18 protein-coding genes are annotated in these 17,571 nt (G+C 70.4%); 5 read left to right on the top strand and 13 right to left on the bottom strand.

Features of this window, described 5'->3' with window-relative positions:
- Positions 1–96 precede the first annotated feature (96 nt).
- Positions 97–2,997 (bottom strand): UPF0182 family protein, encoded by a 2,901-nt coding sequence (locus AB0D04_RS03355; protein WP_362699084.1) that lies wholly within the window; start codon positions 2,995–2,997, stop codon positions 97–99.
- Positions 2,998–3,133: 136 nt separating this feature from the next.
- On the opposite strand from AB0D04_RS03355, the gene AB0D04_RS03350 reads away from it, so the two are divergent.
- Positions 3,134–3,688 carry a PPA1309 family protein gene (locus AB0D04_RS03350; protein WP_362698886.1) on the top strand — a complete coding sequence of 185 codons (555 nt, stop codon included), beginning with the start codon at positions 3,134–3,136 and terminating at the stop codon, positions 3,686–3,688.
- A gap of 18 nt (positions 3,689–3,706) precedes the next feature.
- Here the strand turns inward: AB0D04_RS03350 and AB0D04_RS03345 are convergent, their stop codons facing one another.
- The 4 genes from AB0D04_RS03345 to AB0D04_RS03330 form a co-directional block, all read right to left on the bottom strand.
- Positions 3,707–4,804, bottom strand: a complete 1,098-nt coding sequence (locus AB0D04_RS03345; RefSeq protein WP_362698884.1) for a PDZ domain-containing protein — start codon at positions 4,802–4,804, stop codon at positions 3,707–3,709.
- A 98-nt stretch (positions 4,805–4,902) separates the two neighbouring features.
- Positions 4,903–5,067: a hypothetical protein gene (locus tag AB0D04_RS03340; protein ID WP_362698883.1), complete on the bottom strand. Its 165-nt coding sequence runs from the start codon at positions 5,065–5,067 to the stop codon at positions 4,903–4,905.
- A gap of 150 nt (positions 5,068–5,217) precedes the next feature.
- Positions 5,218–5,691 carry a molybdenum cofactor biosynthesis protein MoaE gene (locus tag AB0D04_RS03335; protein WP_362698881.1) on the bottom strand — a complete coding sequence of 158 codons (474 nt, stop codon included), beginning with the start codon at positions 5,689–5,691 and terminating at the stop codon, positions 5,218–5,220.
- 124 nt (positions 5,692–5,815) lie between these two features.
- A complete protein-coding gene (locus AB0D04_RS03330; RefSeq protein WP_362698879.1) occupies positions 5,816–6,967 on the bottom strand; it encodes an SDR family oxidoreductase in 1,152 nt (383 codons plus the stop codon).
- A 190-nt stretch (positions 6,968–7,157) separates the two neighbouring features.
- On the opposite strand from AB0D04_RS03330, the gene AB0D04_RS03325 reads away from it, so the two are divergent.
- Positions 7,158–8,675: a zinc-dependent metalloprotease gene (locus AB0D04_RS03325; protein ID WP_362698878.1), complete on the top strand. Its 1,518-nt coding sequence runs from the start codon at positions 7,158–7,160 to the stop codon at positions 8,673–8,675.
- The gene (locus tag AB0D04_RS03320; protein WP_362698876.1) at positions 8,672–9,202 is read left to right on the top strand and encodes an NUDIX hydrolase; all 531 of its coding nucleotides are present in this window, start codon (positions 8,672–8,674) and stop codon (positions 9,200–9,202) included. The genes AB0D04_RS03325 and AB0D04_RS03320 overlap by 4 nt, the downstream gene beginning before the upstream one ends.
- 60 nt (positions 9,203–9,262) lie before the next feature.
- On the opposite strand, the gene AB0D04_RS03315 is transcribed toward AB0D04_RS03320, so the two are convergent.
- The 4 genes from AB0D04_RS03315 to AB0D04_RS03300 form a co-directional block, all read right to left on the bottom strand.
- Positions 9,263–10,021, bottom strand: coding sequence for an AIM24 family protein (locus tag AB0D04_RS03315; protein ID WP_362698874.1), 759 nt, complete (start codon positions 10,019–10,021; stop codon positions 9,263–9,265).
- 20 nt (positions 10,022–10,041) lie between these two features.
- Positions 10,042–10,725, bottom strand: a complete 684-nt coding sequence (locus AB0D04_RS03310) for an AIM24 family protein (protein WP_362698872.1) — start codon at positions 10,723–10,725, stop codon at positions 10,042–10,044.
- A gap of 14 nt (positions 10,726–10,739) precedes the next feature.
- Positions 10,740–12,434, bottom strand: coding sequence for a TerD family protein (locus tag AB0D04_RS03305; protein WP_362698870.1), 1,695 nt, complete (start codon positions 12,432–12,434; stop codon positions 10,740–10,742).
- Positions 12,435–12,544: 110 nt separating this feature from the next.
- On the bottom strand, positions 12,545–13,171 hold the full coding sequence (locus AB0D04_RS03300; RefSeq protein WP_362698868.1) for a M48 family metallopeptidase: 627 nt from the start codon (positions 13,169–13,171) through the stop codon (positions 12,545–12,547).
- Positions 13,172–13,362: 191 nt separating this feature from the next.
- Here AB0D04_RS03300 and AB0D04_RS03295 point away from each other — a divergent pair, with 191 nt between their 5' ends.
- Both AB0D04_RS03295 and AB0D04_RS03290 read left to right on the top strand, forming a co-directional pair.
- Positions 13,363–14,499 carry a ThiF family adenylyltransferase gene (locus AB0D04_RS03295; RefSeq protein ID WP_362699082.1) on the top strand — a complete coding sequence of 379 codons (1,137 nt, stop codon included), beginning with the start codon at positions 13,363–13,365 and terminating at the stop codon, positions 14,497–14,499.
- Between the two features lie 35 nt (positions 14,500–14,534).
- Positions 14,535–15,980 (top strand): AarF/ABC1/UbiB kinase family protein, encoded by a 1,446-nt coding sequence (locus tag AB0D04_RS03290; protein WP_362698866.1) that lies wholly within the window; start codon positions 14,535–14,537, stop codon positions 15,978–15,980.
- Between the two features lie 34 nt (positions 15,981–16,014).
- On the opposite strand, the gene AB0D04_RS03285 is transcribed toward AB0D04_RS03290, so the two are convergent.
- The 4 genes from AB0D04_RS03285 to AB0D04_RS03270 all read right to left on the bottom strand — a co-directional run bounded on the left by AB0D04_RS03285 (position 16,015) and on the right by AB0D04_RS03270 (position 17,431).
- The gene (locus tag AB0D04_RS03285; protein ID WP_362698864.1) at positions 16,015–16,215 is read right to left on the bottom strand and encodes a hypothetical protein; all 201 of its coding nucleotides are present in this window, start codon (positions 16,213–16,215) and stop codon (positions 16,015–16,017) included.
- 103 nt (positions 16,216–16,318) lie between these two features.
- Positions 16,319–16,636, bottom strand: coding sequence for a hypothetical protein (locus AB0D04_RS03280; protein ID WP_362698862.1), 318 nt, complete (start codon positions 16,634–16,636; stop codon positions 16,319–16,321).
- Positions 16,633–16,986, bottom strand: coding sequence for a WhiB family transcriptional regulator (locus AB0D04_RS03275; RefSeq protein WP_006603241.1), 354 nt, complete (start codon positions 16,984–16,986; stop codon positions 16,633–16,635). The genes AB0D04_RS03280 and AB0D04_RS03275 overlap by 4 nt, the downstream gene beginning before the upstream one ends.
- Before the next feature lie 118 nt (positions 16,987–17,104).
- Entirely contained in the window at positions 17,105–17,431 is a 327-nt protein-coding gene (locus tag AB0D04_RS03270; RefSeq protein WP_362698860.1) for a hypothetical protein, read from the bottom strand.
- Positions 17,432–17,571 lie beyond the last annotated feature (140 nt).

Raw genomic sequence — 17,571 nt, 5'->3', positions numbered from 1 at the left:
TATCACGGGGCCGGGGTGGCCCCGGACCAGAGCTGCCGTGCGGCCGCCGGTACGTTCACCGGCGGCCGCACGGACCTCAGTTGCTGCCGGACCGGCTCAGCCGCCCGACTTGTTGCCCTTGCCGGCCGACTTCGCCTCCTCGGACGCCTTCGCCGCCCGGTCCAGCGCCGCCTTGAGCCTCTTCTTGGCGGCGTCGTACCCCGCCAAGTCCTTGCGCTCGAGGGCCTTCTCGCCGTCCTCGTAGGCCTTCTCGGCGTCGCTCAGCGCCTGTTGCACCGTCTGGTTGGCCGGCGGCTGCTGGCCGGTCTCACCGCCCGGTGGCTTGGTGCCCGTACTCGGCGCCTTCTTGCCGAAGACGACATCCAGCGCGTCCTCGAGGGAGTCCTCCAGGACCGGCTTGTTGTCGCCGTAGCTGACCAACACCTTCTTCAGCAGTGGGTAGTTGGTTCCGGCGCCGCGCAAATAGACCGGTTCGACGTACAGCAGCCCGCCGTCCAGTGGCACGGTCAGCAGATTGCCGTACTCGATCTCCGAATCGCCTCTCTTGAGGATGTTGAGCTCATTGGCGATCGTGGGATCGGAGTTGAACTTCGACTGCGCCAGCTGGGGACCTGGAACCGGTGTCTGAGCGGGCAGTTTCAGGAGTCTGATCCTGCCGTAGTCGGGGCTCATCGCATTGGCGTCGACGGCCATGAAGGCGCCCAGGTTGTCCTTCTTGTTGGGCGTGAACGTCGTCGTCAGCGAGAAGGCCTGGTCCTTTTGGTCCGGCATCTTCATGCTCAGGTAGTACGGCGGCACGGCGTTGCCCGACTTGGTCGTCGGGTCGCTCGGGACCTGCCAGCGCTCCGAACCGGAGTAGAAGGTCCCGGGCTCGGTGACGTGGTAGGTGGTCAGCAGCTGCCGCTGCACCTTGAACAGGTCCTGCGGATACCGCAGATGCTCCTTCAGCTGAGGGCTTATATCGGCCTTCTTCTTGACCGTACCGGGGAACGACTTCATCCAGGTCTTGAGGACCGGGTCCTTCTCGTCCCACTGGTAGAGCTTGACCGAGCCGTCGTAGGCATCGACCGTCGCCTTGACGGAGTTGCGGATGTAGTTGACCTGATTCTGCTGGGCCACCACCGCCCGCTGCCCGTCGGTGAGCGAATCGGCCGTGGTGTCCCCGAGCGTGGTGCGCGAGGCGTACGGATAGCCGTTGCTGGTGGTGTAGGCGTCCACGATCCACTGGATCCGGCCCTTGATGACCGCCGGATAGGCATCGCCGTCGATGGTCAGCCAGGGGGCGACCGCCTCGACCCGCTCCTTGGGCGTGCGGTTGTACAGGATCCGCGAACCGTCGCCGATCGCGCCGGAGTAGAGGATCTGCGGCTCCCCGAACGCCACCGCGTACGCGGCGCGGTTGATCGGGTTGGAGAGATTCACCCCGCTCTTGCCCGTATAGCGATAGCTCTTCTCACCGCTGTCGTCGGAGTAGTCCAGTTCCTTCTGCGGACCGCCGACGATCGAGTACTGGGAGGTCTTCTCGCCGTAGTACACCCGCTGCTGGTAGGGACCGACGAGCTGCCCCTTGGTCGGCAGGTCCGACTCGCTGTACTTCGGACCGCCGCCGTCGGCCGTCTCGGTCCCCTTCGCGGAGACCGCGCCGTAGCCGTGGGTGTACTTGAAGTGGTCGTTGATCCAGTTGTGGTCCGGGATGCCGGCGATGTTCAGCTCGCGCAGACCGATGACGGTGTCCTGCTCGGCGCCGCCCTTGTCCTTGTACCGGTCGACGTCAAGGGTGGAGGGGAACTGGTAGTACGCCCGCACCTGCTGCTGTTGCTGGAAGGCCGGCGAGACCACATTCGGGTCGAGCAGCCGCATGCTGGCCGTGGTGTCGGCATCGTCCCGCAGCCGCCGGCTGTCCTCCTTGCCGGCGGGCTTGTAGTCGCCCTTGTACGGCATGACCTCGGAGTCCCGGATGTCGTATGCGTCCCGGGTCGCCTTGATGTTCCGCTTGATGTACGGCGCTTCCTTGCTCGCCTCGTTGGGCTGGACCTGGAACTTCTGCACGATCGCCGGATACAGCCCGCCGATCAGGATCGCCGAGAGCACCATCAGCCCGAAGCCGATCACCGGCAGCTGCCAGGTGCGGCGCCACAGGGTCGCGAAGAACAGCACCGCACAGATCGCCGCGATGAAGAACAGGATGGTCTTCGCCGGGAGATAGGCGTGGGCGTCGACGTAGCGCATCCCGGCCCAGTTGTCCGCCGACTTCAGGCCGGTGGACTTGACCGCCAGGCCGTACCGGTCGAGCCAGTACGCGATGGCCTTGAGCGAGACGAAGATGCCCAGCAGCACCGAAAGGTGACCGGTCGCGGCGGCCGTGGCCCGCGAGCCGGGGCTGGTCACCCGCAGCCCGCCGTAGAGGTAGTGCGTCAGGGCGGCGGCGACCAGACACAGCACCGCGCAGGCGAAGCCGAAGCTCAGCAGGAAGCGGTACCACGGCAGGTCGAAGGCGTAGAACGCGACGTCCATGCCGAACTGCGGGTCCTTTTGCCCGAATGGCACGCCATTGACCCATTGCAGCCAGGTACGCCACTCACCGGAGGCGGAGGCGCCCGCGATCAGCCCGATCACCGCGGTGATCGCGATCAGCGCCCACTTCTTGAACGGGGCAATGCCCATCCGGTAGCGGTCCAGGCTCTGCTGCTCCATGGACATCGCGCTCAGCGGCGGCCGCAACCGGTGCGCCAGCCAGATGTTGACGCCGACGGCCACCGCCATCACGGCACCGAAGGCGAAGAACAGACCGATCTTGGTCCACAGGGTCGTGGTGAAGACCGACGAGTAATGGACCGATCGGTACCACAGCCAGTCGGTCCAGAACCCGGAGAACATGACGAAGAGCATGGCCAGTACGGCCAGTACGCCCAGCGTCATGAGCAGGGTCCTCACCCGCCGGGACGGTCGGCCGACTCTGATCCGTGGCCCGGAAGGGCCTCCGCCGCGGTCCGGCATCTGGAAAGCCAAGGTGCGCACCTCGAAGTTCGCTGTTGTGTGGAACAGGCCCGGCGATAGTAGGACCCAGTGATGCAACTTACGAAGGCTTTACTCGGTTCCCGTTTTCCGGGACGGACAAGGCACGATGTGGAACATGACCAACCTCCCCGTTGACGGCACCCCCCTCGCCGCCGACCCACTGACCCGCGCCGTGCTCGAAATCGACGAGTACGCCGCCGGGCTCGGCTGGGACCAGCCCGCCCGACTGTTCGCCCTCGTCGACACCGCCAAGCTGCGCGATCAGGAGCCCTCGCTCGCCGCCCAGCTCGGCATCGACGACTCCACGACCGCTTCCCTGACCCCCGTCGAGCAGGACGAGATCCCCGCCGACGCGCCGCTCGACGAATTCCTCGCCACCATCGCCTGGCCGGACGCCGTCGCCGGCTGCGCGCTGACCGTGGAACGGCTGATGCTGCCGCCGTCCGCCGAGGACTCCGTGCCCGAGGGGATGAACGAGACGCAGCTCGCCAAGTGGGTCGCCGGGCACCCGGACCGCCAGGAGGTCCGGATGACGGTGGCCGTACTGCGCGACGGGGCGCGCGAATCGGCGCTGCGGCTGCGCGAGAAGGACTCCACGTCCGAGGTGCTCACCGGCTCCGCGCTGGTGCCGGGACTTGCGGACGCGCTGTCCGCGACCTTCGAGGCGTAGGCGCGCGCCTCTCGGGCGCTACGACCGGCCTGCCGGGGTGCAGCTCGGCAGGCCGGCGGTGTCGCCCGTGCGGATCTTCTCCAGTGCCTTGACGGCGTCACCTATGGTGCCGACCTTCACCAGGGTCAGGCCCTGCGGAGTGTCCTTGGCGGCGGTCGCGCAGTTGTCCTTGGGCGTCAGGAAGAACTGGGCGCCCTTGCCCCGCGCGCCGACCGTCTTCATCGAGATACCGCCGATCGGGCCGACGTTCCCCTTGTCGTCGATGGTGCCCGTACCGGCCACGAACTTGCCGCCGGTCATGTTCCCGGTCGTCAGCTTGTCGACGATGCCGAGCGCGAACATCAGGCCGGCGCTGGGGCCGCCGACATCGGCCAGCTTGATGTCGATGGGGAACGGGAATATGTGGTCCACCCCGGCCTGGATGCCGACGATGGCCCGGCCGTTGGTGGCCTTGGCGGTGGTGACGGTGATCTGCTTCTGGCCGGTTGTGGGCTTCTTGCCCTTCTTCTCCGCGGCGGCCGCCACCTTGGCGGGGATGACCGTGAAGACGGTCTTCTCGCCCGGCTTGTGCCGGGTGACCAGCTTGGCGACATCGCCCATCGCCTTGACGGGCCTGCCGTCCACCGCCTTGATCACATCGCCCGCGTGCAGCCGCCCGTCGGCCGGCTTGTCCTTCATGACGGAGGCGACCACCGTCTGCTCCGCCACCGGGATGTGCAGCTGGTGGAGCGCGGCGACCTTGGCGCTCTCCTGGGACTGGGTGAACTCCTCGGCGTTCTCCTGGTCGGCCTGCTCGGCCGTCTGCCCCTCGGGGTAGAGCGTCTTGTGCGGCACCACGGTGCCGTCGTGGTCCAGCCAGCCGATGAGCGCCTCGAAGAGGTTCATGGTGTAGTCGGGGCCGGTGACCCGGACCGTGGTCATGTTGAGGTGACCGGTCGGCTGGTAGGTCCGGCGCCCGGAGATCTGCAGCACCGGCGCCCCCCCATGATCGCCGAGGGTGTTCACCGTCGGGCCCGGTGACATCGCCGCGTACGGCACGGGGATCAGCACCGCAATGATGAGCAGCGCGATCAGCATCATGGTCGAGGCGAGCAGCGTCGCGGTGCGGCGTGGCATGGAACGACAGTACGGGACGGGTATGACAACCGGCCCGCGGGGCCCGTCCGGACGGGGACGAGCGGACTGCGGTTGCTACCGCATATACCGGCGGACCGTCAGGCGGGGTCCGAGGCGGGGTCAGAAACGGAATGCTCCCGCTCCATCGCCTCGCGGAACCGGGCGTAGCCCGCGAGTTCCTCGCCGTCCCCGGACTTACGGCTGCGTTGGGTCCAGGTACTCCACACCGTGGCGACGAGCGCGGCCATAACCGGAACCAGCAACCACAGGAGCGCACCCACAGCGACCTCCCAACCCCTTGCACAACCGCAATCGACGATTAGCAGATTAACCATCCGATAGGTCAACGCTTACGCCAGGGGGCGGGTTACGCAACCGGAGCAACGGCGCCCCGGTCCGCTCGGATGGCCTTTCTAAACCCCTACCCACTCCTCTGCCCCATCAGAGAACGTCTGGTGCTTCCAGATGGGAACCTGGTGTTTGAGGTCGTCGATCAGCTTGCGACACGCCTCGAACGCCTCGCCCCGGTGCGGGCAGGAGACCGCCACGACGACCGCCAGATCGCCGATGGCCAGATCACCCACTCGGTGTACGGCGGCCAGCGCCCGGACGGGGTAGTCGGCGACCACCTTCTCGGCGATCCGGCGGATCTCTGCCACGGCGGAGGGGTGCGCAGAGTAGCCGAGCCCCTCGACGTCCGCACCACCGTCGTGCGAACGGACCGTGCCGACGAACAGCGCCGTGCCGCCCGCAGCGGCGTCCCCGACGGCCGCGAAGACCTCGTCCACGGACAGCGCGGTGTCGCGGATCGCGATGAGCCGGATCGGGTCCTCGGCGGCCCGCTCGCCGGGGTGGTCGCGGCCGGGTGCTGGGGTTTCGGCAGACATACCTCCATCGTGCCGTACCAGCGGCGCGCCGGGAAATGGCCGATTCCACCGGGCGTCCGGGCCGCCGTATGGAGGCTCGTACAGCCCGGCGCACACGGCCCCCGGCCCCCGGGCCGCGTGTGGATCAGATACGGCGGCGGGCCTTGCGGGCGCGGCGGACCAGTGCTGCGGTGCCCAGGAGAGCGACGGTCGCGCCGGCGGCACCGGCGGCGGTGGCGTCCTTGCGGCCCAGGCGGCGGCCCGCGACGGTGTGGCGGCCGGCGACCTCCTCCAGGAGCTCGGCGAGCACCTCCTCGTTGGTCCACTTCGGCCGCCAGCCCGCCTCGTGGAGGCGGCTGCCGCTGACCACCCAGGGATGCATGGTGTACGCGAGGTCCCCGGCGGGCGACGGGGTCAGCCCGATGCGGTGCAGCCGGGCGGCGGCCCCCAGGGCCACCGAGGACGGCAGCTCCATGCGCCGGATGCCGGACAGCTCCTCGACCTCCTCCTGCTCCAGCCAGCCGTCGCAGCCCACCGCCAGCTCGCCGTCGACCTTCTCCAGGGCGGCGTACTCCAGGGCGCCGACCAGGTCCTCGACATGGCAGAACTGCCAGGCGGGGCGGGATCCGGCCACGACCAGGAGGCGGGGCGACTCGAAATAGCGGGTCAGGGCGGTGTCGGTGCCGCCCACCAGGACGGCGGGGCGCACGACGGTGACGTTCAGGCCAGGGTGTGCGCGGGGCGCGCGGTGGGCGAGGTGCTCGATCTCCAGGAGGTCGCCGACGCCGGTGGCGTCCGCGGTGGCCCGCAGCTCGGCGTCCTCGGCCAACGGAACATCGTTGTCGGGCAGCGCGCCGTAGACCATGGCCGAGGTGCACAGCACCACCCGGTGGACGCCGGCCGCCGCGGCGGCGGTCAGGACGGTCTGGGTGCCGCGCACGTTGTAGGCGGTGCGGGCGGCGGCGTCGGTCTCCAGGTCGAGATCGAGCGCCAGGTGGACGACGACGTCGGCGCCGCGCAGTTTGTCGGCGATGGCCGGGTCCCGTACGTCCAGGACGTGCCAGTGGGCCTCGGCGACGTCGCCGCGCCGCTCGTCGATGGCCACGACCTGCTTGATCTCGTCGGATGCCACCAGGGCACGGGTGAGCAGCGCGCCGACCCCGGAGGCGGCTCCGGTGACGGCCACGACGGGCCGGCGCAGCGGCCGGTCCACGGCGCCGCCTGCGCCGTTGCCTGCCGGCTCGGGCTTGGCCGCAGCGTTTCGCGCTGCGCGAACGGTCGGATCTGGGGAACTCACCGGGCGTCTCCAGCGGTTGAATTCAGTACGCACGCGAGATGACGCGTACGTACCAGGTGCCGTCCATCCTGCCGCAGGCACCGCCCCGGCGAAGCACCGAGCCCCGAAGCGGGCGGGGTGTCTACGCTGGAGGTGATGTCGGGCAGCCGCCGTCGGCCCCTGCCGATGGCCCTACGAGCCGAGGAAACCCGTGAGTGACACCCCATTTGGATTCGGCCTTCCGCCGGAGGAGCCGGAGGACGGCGACAACGGCAAGAAGAAGGGCGGCCAGGGAGGTAGCCAGGGCCCCGCGGACCCCTTCGGGTTCGGTGGCGGGAGCGGTGGCGCGGACAATCCGTTCGCGGCGCTCTTCGGCGGCATGAGCGGCCCCGGCGGCGAGATGAACCCTGGCGACCTGGGCGCCGCCTTCCAGAAGCTCGGCCAGATGCTCTCGTACGAGGGTGGCCCGGTGAACTGGGAGATGGCCAAGGACATCGCGCGGCAGACCGTCGCGCAGGGCGCCGAGGACGGCAGCAAGGACGCGAGCCTGTCGCCGGGCGAGCGCAGCGCCGTCGAGGAGGCCGTACGGCTGGCGGACCTGTGGCTGGACGGTGTGACGTCGCTGCCGTCGGGTTCCGGTTCGGTGGTGGCCTGGAGCCGCGCCGAGTGGGTCGAGGAGACCCTCCCGGTGTGGCAGGACCTGGTGAACCCGCTCGCCGAGCGCGTCGGGTCGGCGATGGGCGATGTGCTGCCCGGGGAGATGCAGGCCATGGCGGGCCCGCTGCTCGGGATGATGCGCTCCATGGGCGGCGCGATGTTCGGCACCCAGATCGGCCAGGCGCTGGGCGTGCTGGCCAGTGAGGTCGTCGGGTCGACGGACATCGGGCTGCCGCTGGGCCCGGCCGGCAAGGCCGCGCTGCTGCCCGGGAACATCGCCTCGTTCGGCGCGGGCCTGGGTGTGCCCGAGGAGGAGGTGCGGCTGTATCTGGCCCTGCGGGAGGCCGCCCACCAGCGGCTCTTCGCGCATGTGCCGTGGCTGCGCTCGCATCTGTTCGGTGCCGTCGAGGGCTACGCGCGCGGCATCAAGGTCGATACGACCAAGCTGGAGGACGTGGTCGGCCAGATCGACCCGCAGCATCCCGAGGAGCTGCAGAATGCCCTGCAGCAGGGCATGTTCCAGCCCGAGGACACCCCGGAGCAGAAGGCCGCGCTGGCCCGTCTGGAGACCGCGCTGGCGCTCGTCGAGGGCTGGGTGGACGCGGTGGTGCACGCCGCCGCCAAGCCGCATCTGCCGTCGTCGGACAAGCTCCGTGAGACGCTGCGGCGGCGCCGGGCGAGCGGTGGCCCGGCCGAGCAGACGTTCTCCACGCTGATCGGTCTCCAGCTGCGTCCGCGGCGGCTGCGGGACGCCTCCCGGCTGTGGGCCTCCCTGACGGACGCCCGGGGGCTGGAGGGCCGCGACGGCCTGTGGGCGCACCCGGACATGCTGCCGACGGCGGCCGACCTGGACGATCCGGACGGCTTCGTGCATCACGAGCACCCGGACTTCTCCGAGCTCGACAAGATGCTGGGCGAGGCCGCGAGCGGCGGCAGGCCCGACCTGTCCAAGCCCGCCGGGGGCAGCGGGCCCGCCGAGGGCACCAGGGACGCCGATGACCAGGGATCCGGCGGCCAGGCCTCCGACGACGGCAAGGACGGCAAGGACAGCAAGGGGGACGGCGACAAGTGAGTCTGCGCGAGGACGCGGCGCGGGTGCTCAAGGAGTGGCCCGCGCCGTCGGCCGAACAGGAGCAGCTGCGGCTGGCCTATCTCGACCATGTCGCCGCCCACCAGGACGGCCTGTGGAAGCCCTGCAAGGACGGGCACATCACCGCGAGCGCGCTGGTGATCGACCCGCAGGGCGGCCGGGTGCTGCTCACGCTGCACCGCAAGCTGGGGATGTGGCTCCAGATGGGCGGCCACTGCGAGCCGGAGGACGCCTCGCTGGCGGACGCGGCGCTGCGCGAGGCGCGCGAGGAGTCCGGGATCGCGAGCGGGCTGGCGCTGCTGCCCGGCGGACCGGTGCGGCTGGACCGCCATCACACGCCCTGCGCCTGGCATCTGGACGTCCAGTACGCCGCGCTGGCCCCCGAGGGCGCCGAGGCGGCGATCAGCGACGAGTCGCTGGACCTGCGGTGGTTCCCGTACGACGAGGTGGCATCCGTCGCCGATGCGTCGGTGGTGCACCTGGTGGAGCGCACCCGCGCGCTTCTCTGAACAGACGTGTCCGGCGCCCGTCCCCCAGGGGGCGGGCGCCGGATCCGTGCGCGCGGTGCGTCAGTTGGTGAAGATGTTGCCCTGGTTGGCGCCATGGGCGCCGTGCTGGCCCATGCCGAACTGGGCGGCCATCCCGGACCCGATCACGGCGTTCTGCGGCGGCAGCAGCTCGCTGGGCTGCACCAGCGCATAGCCCTGTCCGAGGAAGCTGAGCTCCCAGCCCTCGCCGGTGTTGCCGCGCCGCCGCCACACCCCGGAGGAGTGCGTCTGCGCCTGCATCTGCACCCGCAGCGACTTGGACCAGGCGACCACCGCATCCGCGTCGGCGTTGACGTACTTCTCGGGCGTGACCTGCAGCATCAGCGGCTGGCCGGAGGTCATCAGCACGACCTTGCCCTGCCCGGAGATGTTGAGCTGGTACTTGCCGGTGCCGGAGATGCCGAACTGGCTGTCGACGGAGACGGCCTCCCAGTGGAGGGTGGAATCCAGCGCCAGGACATAGCTGCTGTCGATGGTCAGCCCCTGGTGGTCGACGTCGACCACATGGATGTACTGGGCGAGGTTGGCCAGGTAGACGGTGCCCTGCCCGGAGACCCGCATCAGGTCGAGGGCCTCACCGGTCATGGCGCGGGCCCGGTGCTGGCCCTCCGTCTGGTAGTTGCCCTCGAATTCGAGCAGTCCCTGATAGGCGACCATCGATCCCTTACGGGCGAGGAGGTCCTCGTGGCCCTGGAGGGCGACCCGCAGCAGCTGTTCGTTCTGCAGGGCGTAGCGGTCCTGGGTCTGCGTCTCGGTGAAGGCGAAAAGCGGACTCTGCATGACGTGTTCGGTCCTCCCCCTCAGCCCCGGGCCCGGAGCCGGTCGGTGCTGTCCTCGCTGGGCTGGACGACGACGAACCCCTGGCCGGAGAAGCCGAGCTGGTACGCCTCGCCGCTGCCGCGTCCGATCATCGAGGACGCCTTGAAGCTGCGCTTGCCCTTCATCTTCAGGTTGGTGGACCAGGCCACGAGGGCGTCGGGGTCCACATAGGTCTCGTCCTCGCCGCGGCCGCAGTCGACGACGATGGGCGTGCCCCGGGAGGTCAGGGCGACCCACCCGGTGCCGGCGATCCCGACGTTGAAGAGCCCCTGGCCTGCGAACTTCGCCATCCCCTTGACGCGCTGCACGCCCCACTGGAGGTGTGCGTCGAAGGCCAGGATGTTGGTGCCGTTGACGGAGAGCGCATCGTCGTTGAGGTTGATGCAGACCACATCGGCGCCGTAGTCGGCGAGGAAGAGCAGGCCGTCGCCGGAGCACTTCATCAGCGGGGCGCCCTCACCGGTGAGCCACTGGGAGGCCATCTGGCGCACGGCGGGCGGGTTGGGCTCGTACTGGACGAAGCCTTCGTAGGCGACCATCGAGCCGGTGCGCGCGAAGACGTCCTGGCCGCTCTGCATGGCGATCTTCACCATGGCGTTGCCGTGGTTCTCCATACGGGCGGCGGGCGGGGTCGGGGCATAGCCCGACATCTGCTGCTGAGTCATGATTACGGGCTCCCTCAGACCTCGTAGGGCTGGACGACGATGAAGTTGCCGGGCGCGCCGCGGAACTGGAGGTTCACGGTCTCGCCGGAGTGTCCCGGATAGGCGTGCCGGCGCACACTCACCTGGCTGGAGATGATCACCTGGGCGGCGGCGGACCAGGCCACGATGGCGTTGGCGTCGGCGAAGGTGGTCGGGGTGACCGGCAGCACGACGGGCGTGCCCTGGGTCTTGACGACGATGGTGCCGGTCCCCTGGAACTGCATGGTGAACAGGGCGCCACCGGGGATGCCGTGGCCCTCGATCCGGCGGACCTCGTGCTGCAGCGACTCGTCGAAGGCGAGCACGCTCTCGGCGGAGACGCAGATGGCGTCGCCCTGCAGCTCGATGGGGTGGACATGGGCGCTGTTCTCCGCGAAGAACACCTGACCCTGGCCGGAGCAGCGCATCAGCTCCATCTCCTGGCCGGTGGCGTTGCCGGTCAGCCGGCCGCGGAAGCCGGCGCCCTTGTAGCCGAAGTCGACCTTGCCCTGGTAGAGCACCATGCTGCCCTGCTTGGCGAGCACCGGCTGGCCGTCGACGCCGAGGTCGACGCGGATCAGCTTGGCGTTCTGCGGGGTCCAGCGCTGCCCGTTGGGGGCTTCCCTGAACTTGTCCAGGACGACACCGAGGCCGGGGCCGCCCTGAGGGGCCGCCGGGGCCTGGCCCGGATACGGGGTGCCGGGGGGCTGCTGGCCGTACGGGGCGGGCTGGCCGGGGAACTGGCCGGGCGCGGGCTGGCCGTACGGGTCCTGACCGGGCACGGGCTGGCCGGGCGCCGGCTGGCCGTACGGCGCCTGCGGGGCCTGGCCGGGGTAGCCGCCGGGTGCGGGCTGGCCGTAGGGGGCCGGCTGCTGCTGTCCGGGCGGGCCGGGCACGCCGGGCGGCGCCACCGGGCCGGCGGGCGGTGCCATGGGCGCGGCGATGGTCGGCGCGTTGTGCACCTGCGGGGCGGCCGGCTGCTGCGGCTGCTGCGGGGCGGCCGGGGGCGCGCCCTGGGGCGGGCCGAAGTCCGGCGCGGGCTGCTGCGGCGGTACGGGCGCGGCGGGCGCTCCGAAGGACGGCGCGGGGGCGCCGCCTCCCGGCGGCGCGAAACCGGGCGCCCCCTGGGCAGCGGCGGGCGGCGCGGGCGCCGCTTCGGCCTCCTCGGCCACCTCGCCGCCGAAGTTCTTCAGCAGCGCCTCCAGGCCGCCGTCGAACCCCTGGCCGACCGCGGCGAACCGCCAGACGTCCTTGAGGTAGAAGTCGCCGAGCATGACGGCGCGTTCGGTGCTGAACTCGCTGCCGTTGAAGGAGTAGCGGGCGACCTCCTCGCCGCCGGCCACGATCCGGAGGTAGCCGGGGCCTATCTGGGAGACCTGGCCGGCTCCGTCGAGCGCCGCGCTGAAGGAGAGCTTCTGGATGTGCGGCGGGATCTTGTCCAGCGTCACCCGGAAGGACTCGGCGTCGCCGGCCTGCGCGCCGAGCAGCTGGATCGACTCCTCGGGCGACTTGGGCTGGTTGAAGAAGATGAAGTACCGGTCGTCGGACAGCCGCTCCTGGGCGTCCAGACCGAAGCAGCTGATGTCGAAGCTCAGGCCGGGACCGGCTATCTGCACGCCGATGTACAGATCCGTTCCCGACGTGAGATCACTGACCTTGGCCTTGTGGCCGCGCTGGAATTCCCTGGCCATACGTTACGACCGTCCCCCGCTCCCGCTGTGAGTTCGTCACGCGCCAGGCTAACCGCTGCCGCTGACAACGGGCGATGCCGGGGCACCACTGAAGTCGGGCCGCACAGGGGTCATTCACTGCGCGCAGCGGGCAAATGCGGCAACCTGTCGGCCGCGACGACCCCTTCGAGGTAGCCGCGGGCCCGTTCCGTACGCGGATAGGACTCCAACAGACTCCAGAACTGCGGACCGTGGCCGGGGACGAGGAGATGGGCGAGCTCGTGCAGCAGCACGTAGTCGATGACGTACTCCGGCATGCCCTGCAGACGGTGCGAGAGACGGATGCTGCCCTCCGCCGGGGTGCACGAGCCCCAGCGGGTGTTCTGGTTGGTCACCCAGCGCACCGTCGCGGGACGGGCCCGGCCCTCCAGGAACTGCCCGGACAGCCGCTCGGCCCGCTCGGCGAGCTCGCCGTCGCCCAGCATCCGCTTGCTCTCCTGGGCGGCGAGCTTGTCCAGCATGACGGTGACCCAGCGCTGCTCCTCGGCCTCGGACATACGGGCCGGAATCAGCACAATCGTCCGGTCGCCCTCGCGGTATGCGGAGACCGTTCTGCGCCGCCGTGAACTGCGGCGCACCTCGACCGCGCTCGTCCCCGATCCGCGGACCCTGGGGCTCGGGGCAGCCCCGCGCGAGGTGTCTGCGGCGCGGCGCAGGGGGGTCTCTCCGGAGCCGCGTGAGGAAGGGTCGGCGGGCACGCGCCCGACGTTACCCGCTGACGCCGGGCGAAGTCCCGCCCCGCGGACGGTTCGCCACCGAAACACTCCATGACGTGCACCGCTTGTATGACTAATACCCACGGCCTGTGGACAACTTTGCACGCCGGTTCCGGATCCGTCGCATGCTGGGGGCCGGACGACGAAGGACGGGGGCGGCTCTCATGCATCCGATGCTCAAGCCCGCGCTGCGGCGCGGCTGGCCGAACAGGGAAACGGTGCGCTTCGGGGTGGCGCCGGCCCATGCGAAGGTGGTGGCCCCGGTCGACACCGCGACCGGCAGCTTCCTCGCCATGATCGACGGCACCCGCACCCTGCAGCAACTGGTCACGGCGGCCGGATCGCTGGACCTCACGCCCGCACATGCGCGGGGTGTGGTGGCACGCCTCGGCGCGGCCGGACTGCTGGAGGCCCCGGCCGCGGGCGGCCCGGCGGCCGACGCCGTACGGGCGGACGGTCCGGCGTTCGAGCGGCTGCGGCCGGATGTGGCGTCGCTGTCGGTACGACATCCGGAGGCCGCGGGCGCCCTGGGCCGGATGGGAGCACGCCGGGCGGTCCGGGTACGGGTGCGCGGGACGGGACGGGTGGGGGCCGCGGTCGCGGCGCTGCTCTCGGCCTCGGGAATCGGCCGCGTGGACGTCCTGGACGGCGGCAACGTCGCACCGGGGGACGTCACACCGGGCGGGCTGCCGGCCGAGCGGATCGGCGAGCGGCGCGATGCCGTCGCGCGGCAGCTGGTCCGGCAGTCCTCGCCCTGGAGCAGCACTCCACGGCCGCGGGTCCCGGTCAGCGATTCCGGTGAGCCGGGCCTGTCCCTCGTGGTGCTCACCCCGCGCGACGGCCTCGCCGCCTACGCCCCCGACCCCGTCCTGTCCGAGCCGCTGGTCACGGCCGGCATCCCGCACCTTTACGCCGGGGTGATCGAGGGCACGGGTGTGGTGGGCCCGCTGGTGCTGCCGGGCGGTTCGGCGTGCGCCCGCTGCGACGAGTTGCGGCGTACGGAGGCGGAGCCGGCCTGGCCGCTGCTGCTCGCGCAGTGGCGGTCGGGACGCACGTCCTGCGCCGTACCGGCCTGCGACGCCGCGCTGGCGACGGCGGTGGCCGGGCTCGCCACCGTACAGGCGCTGACGTTCCTCGACGGTGAGCTCCCGCCGTGCACCGGTGCGCGGATGGAGCTTCCGCTGCCGTGTGCGAGCGTGCGCACGGTAGGAATCGCACCGCATCCGGAGTGCGGCTGCGGTGCCGCCGTGTCACGAGTTGCGGCAGGCGCCTCGGATACTCGAACACGAGACGCCACAATGACGGAGTAACCCCGGTTGGGGGACAGTGTGAGTTGGAGGGGCGCATGTCTGATCTTCCCCGCAAGGCGGTCACCCGCACCGCCAAGCTGGCCGCGCTGCCACTGGGGTTCGCCGGCCGTGCCACCTGGGGCCTGGGCAAGCGGATAGGGGGCAGATCCGCCGAGATCGTCGGCCGCGAGCTCCAACAGCGCACCGCCGAGCAGCTCTTCAAGGTGCTCGGGGAGCTGAAGGGCGGCGCGATGAAGTTCGGGCAGGCGCTCTCGGTCTTCGAATCGGCGCTGCCCGAGGAGATCGCCGGGCCCTACCGTGCCGCGCTGACGAGGCTTCAGGAGGCGGCACCGCCGATGCCGACCAGCACGGTGCACTCCGTACTGGCGGAGCGGCTCGGTGACGACTGGCGCGAGCTGTTCGAGGAGTTCGAGGACAAACCGGCGGCCGCCGCGTCCATCGGACAGGTGCACCGGGCGGTGTGGCACGACGGCCGCGAGGTGGCCGTCAAGGTGCAGTACCCGGGGGCGGGCAAGGCGCTGCTGTCGGACCTCGGGCAGCTGAGCCGGTTCGCGCGGCTGCTGGGGCCGCTGATCCCGGGCATGGACATCAAGCCGCTGATCACCGAGCTGCGCGACCGGGTCTCGGAGGAGCTGGACTACGCCCTGGAGGCCGAGGCCCAGCGGGCGCATGCCGAGGAGTTCGCCGACGACCCCGATGTCGTCGTACCCGCCGTCGTCCACCAGAGCGACCAGGTGCTGGTGACGGAGTGGATGGACGGCGTCCCGCTGTCCGAGGTGATCCGTGACGGCACCGAGGAGCAGCGGGACCGGGCCGGACAGCTCCTGGCCCGCTTCCTCTTCTCCGGGCCCGCCCGCACCGGCCTGCTGCACGCCGACCCGCATCCGGGCAACTTCCGGCTGCTGCCCGGGGACGGCCCAAAGAGCCCGGACGGCCCCGCCGGGCAGTGGCGGCTGGGGGTACTGGACTTCGGCACCGTGGACCGGCTGCCCGAGGGCCTGCCGCCGACCATCGGCACCTCGCTTCGGATGACACTGGACGGCGCGGCGGACGCGGTCTATGGGCTGCTGCGCGACGAGGGCTTCGTCAAGGAGACCATCGAGCTGGATCCGGATGCGGTGCTGGACTATCTCCTGCCCATCATCGAGCCGGCGCTGGCCGAGGAGTTCACCTTCACCCGCGACTGGATGCGCCGGCAGGCGACCCGGATCGGCGATCCCCGCTCCCCCGCACACCAGTTGGGCAAGCGGCTCAATCTGCCGCCCTCGTATCTGCTGATCCACCGTGTGACCTTGAGCACGATCGGGGTGCTGTGCCAGCTGGGGGCGACGGTACGGCTGCGGGACGAGCTGGAGGCGTGGCTGCCCGGGTTCGTACCGGAGGAGGACACGACGGCGGAGGAGGCGGACCTCGCCCGGGAGATCGACGCGGAGATCGACGCCGAGCTGGAGGAGGAGGCCGTCGAGGAGAGCCCGGCCTGAGCGCGCCGCCCGGCGGGCCGGGCGGCGCCCGCCCTCACCACCAGCTGGAGTCCAGGCGGCCCTCGATGGCCCGGATGTTCTCCCGCGCGCAGGCCTCGCAGAAGTAACGGCGCTCGCCGTTCTCGACGGAGCAGGTCCACGTCGGCGGCGTGCCCTCGGCGACCGCACCACAGCCGGCACACACGGTGTGGTCGCCGGTCAACTCCGCCTGTTCATGCGTCTTCTGTTCCACCATCCGAAGATATCCCCGTCAACGGCATCACCCCGGAGACAACGCCGCAACGCCACACGGGGCCCGCCCTGTCGGACGGACCCCGTGTGGCGGATGCAGACCCCCGTTACTGCATCACGGCCATGGCCAGCGCGCGGCGGGCACGCAGCGACGCGCGCTCGGCACGCCGCTGCATACGGCGCGCGGCGACGAGCCGATGCGCCCTGCGTTCGGATTCGGCCTCCCGCAGGCGTTCATGCATATGTGCACGCGCCAGGGCTTCTGGGATGAGTTGCATGGCGAGGTTCCTGTTCTGACGCGACTCGATCGCGTCGGCGTTCACGGGGACGGGTGTGTCGGTGAGGGTGGAGTTCATCGTGGGGTCCTGCTTCTTGGGATCCCGGGTGCCGGGACGGTCGATCGTTCCTGTGCCGGTGAGGTTCATGCCGAGACCGGGTTCTTGCGCGGACGGCCACGCGGACGCTTCCGGGGCACGACGACGCCCTGCACGAAGAGCTCGCCGCCCCAGACGCCCCACGGCTCGCGGCGGTCCTTGGCGCCGGCGAGGCAGGCCTCACGGACGGGACAGGTCTGACACAGCGTCTTGGCGTACTCGACGTCGGCCGGGGACTCGGCGAAGAAGACCTCGGGGTCGTAGGTGCGGCACGGGACGGCAGCGCCGAGGCGGTCGATCTCGTCGTCGAGCTCGGTGAGGGGCAGCAAGGAGTTCTCCTGGGGGTCGGGCGGAGGGATCAGGTCGGTGGCAACGGACGGGGTGTGCGTCTGCAGTTGCACGGTGTGTGTTCCTCGTCTGTGTCAGCCCGGCTGGTGGCGGGCGTTTGGGGCAAACAAAAGGGCCGCGGATCCCGGTGTGGGTTCCGCGGCCCTGGAAGGTGCCGACCTGATCTGCCGATCAGGCTGGATCTCTCCAGGGTTCGTGGCCGCGGTAGGCCCACATTTCATGCTGCGTCTGGTACTGCTTCCGGGATCCGGCACCATTGGCCGCCTCGAAGGCAAAGGCATTCGCCTGTGCCGCCGCTGCTGCTACCGCAGGTGCCTCGGTCGGTCGCGCGGTGCGCTCACTGGGCGTCAGCACAGCGAGGGACTCGGGGCGCGCGGCCTCGGCAGCGGACAGGCGGCCGAAGCCGGACAGACCGGTGCCCAGGAGCGAGGAGCCGAGGGTGCAGGTGGCGACGACCGAGAGATCGGTCATTTTGTTGGTCTCGATAATGCTGATCACTGGGCTCGCCTCCTCTCGGCGTCTCGGTGGACCGGGAATCCCGTTCCAGGCTTGTTCAAGTACAGCACGGATCCCTCGGATCTCGGAAGATTCCGTTGTCTCCGTTGCTTGTGAAGGCTATGGGGCTGCGCTCCACACAC

This window comes from Streptomyces sp. NPDC048483 (assembly GCF_040651455.1).
Lineage (GTDB): Bacteria > Actinomycetota > Actinomycetes > Streptomycetales > Streptomycetaceae > Streptomyces.
The sequence above is the reverse complement of the archived record's forward strand: the minus strand, read 5'-3'. Positions and strand labels throughout refer to the sequence as shown.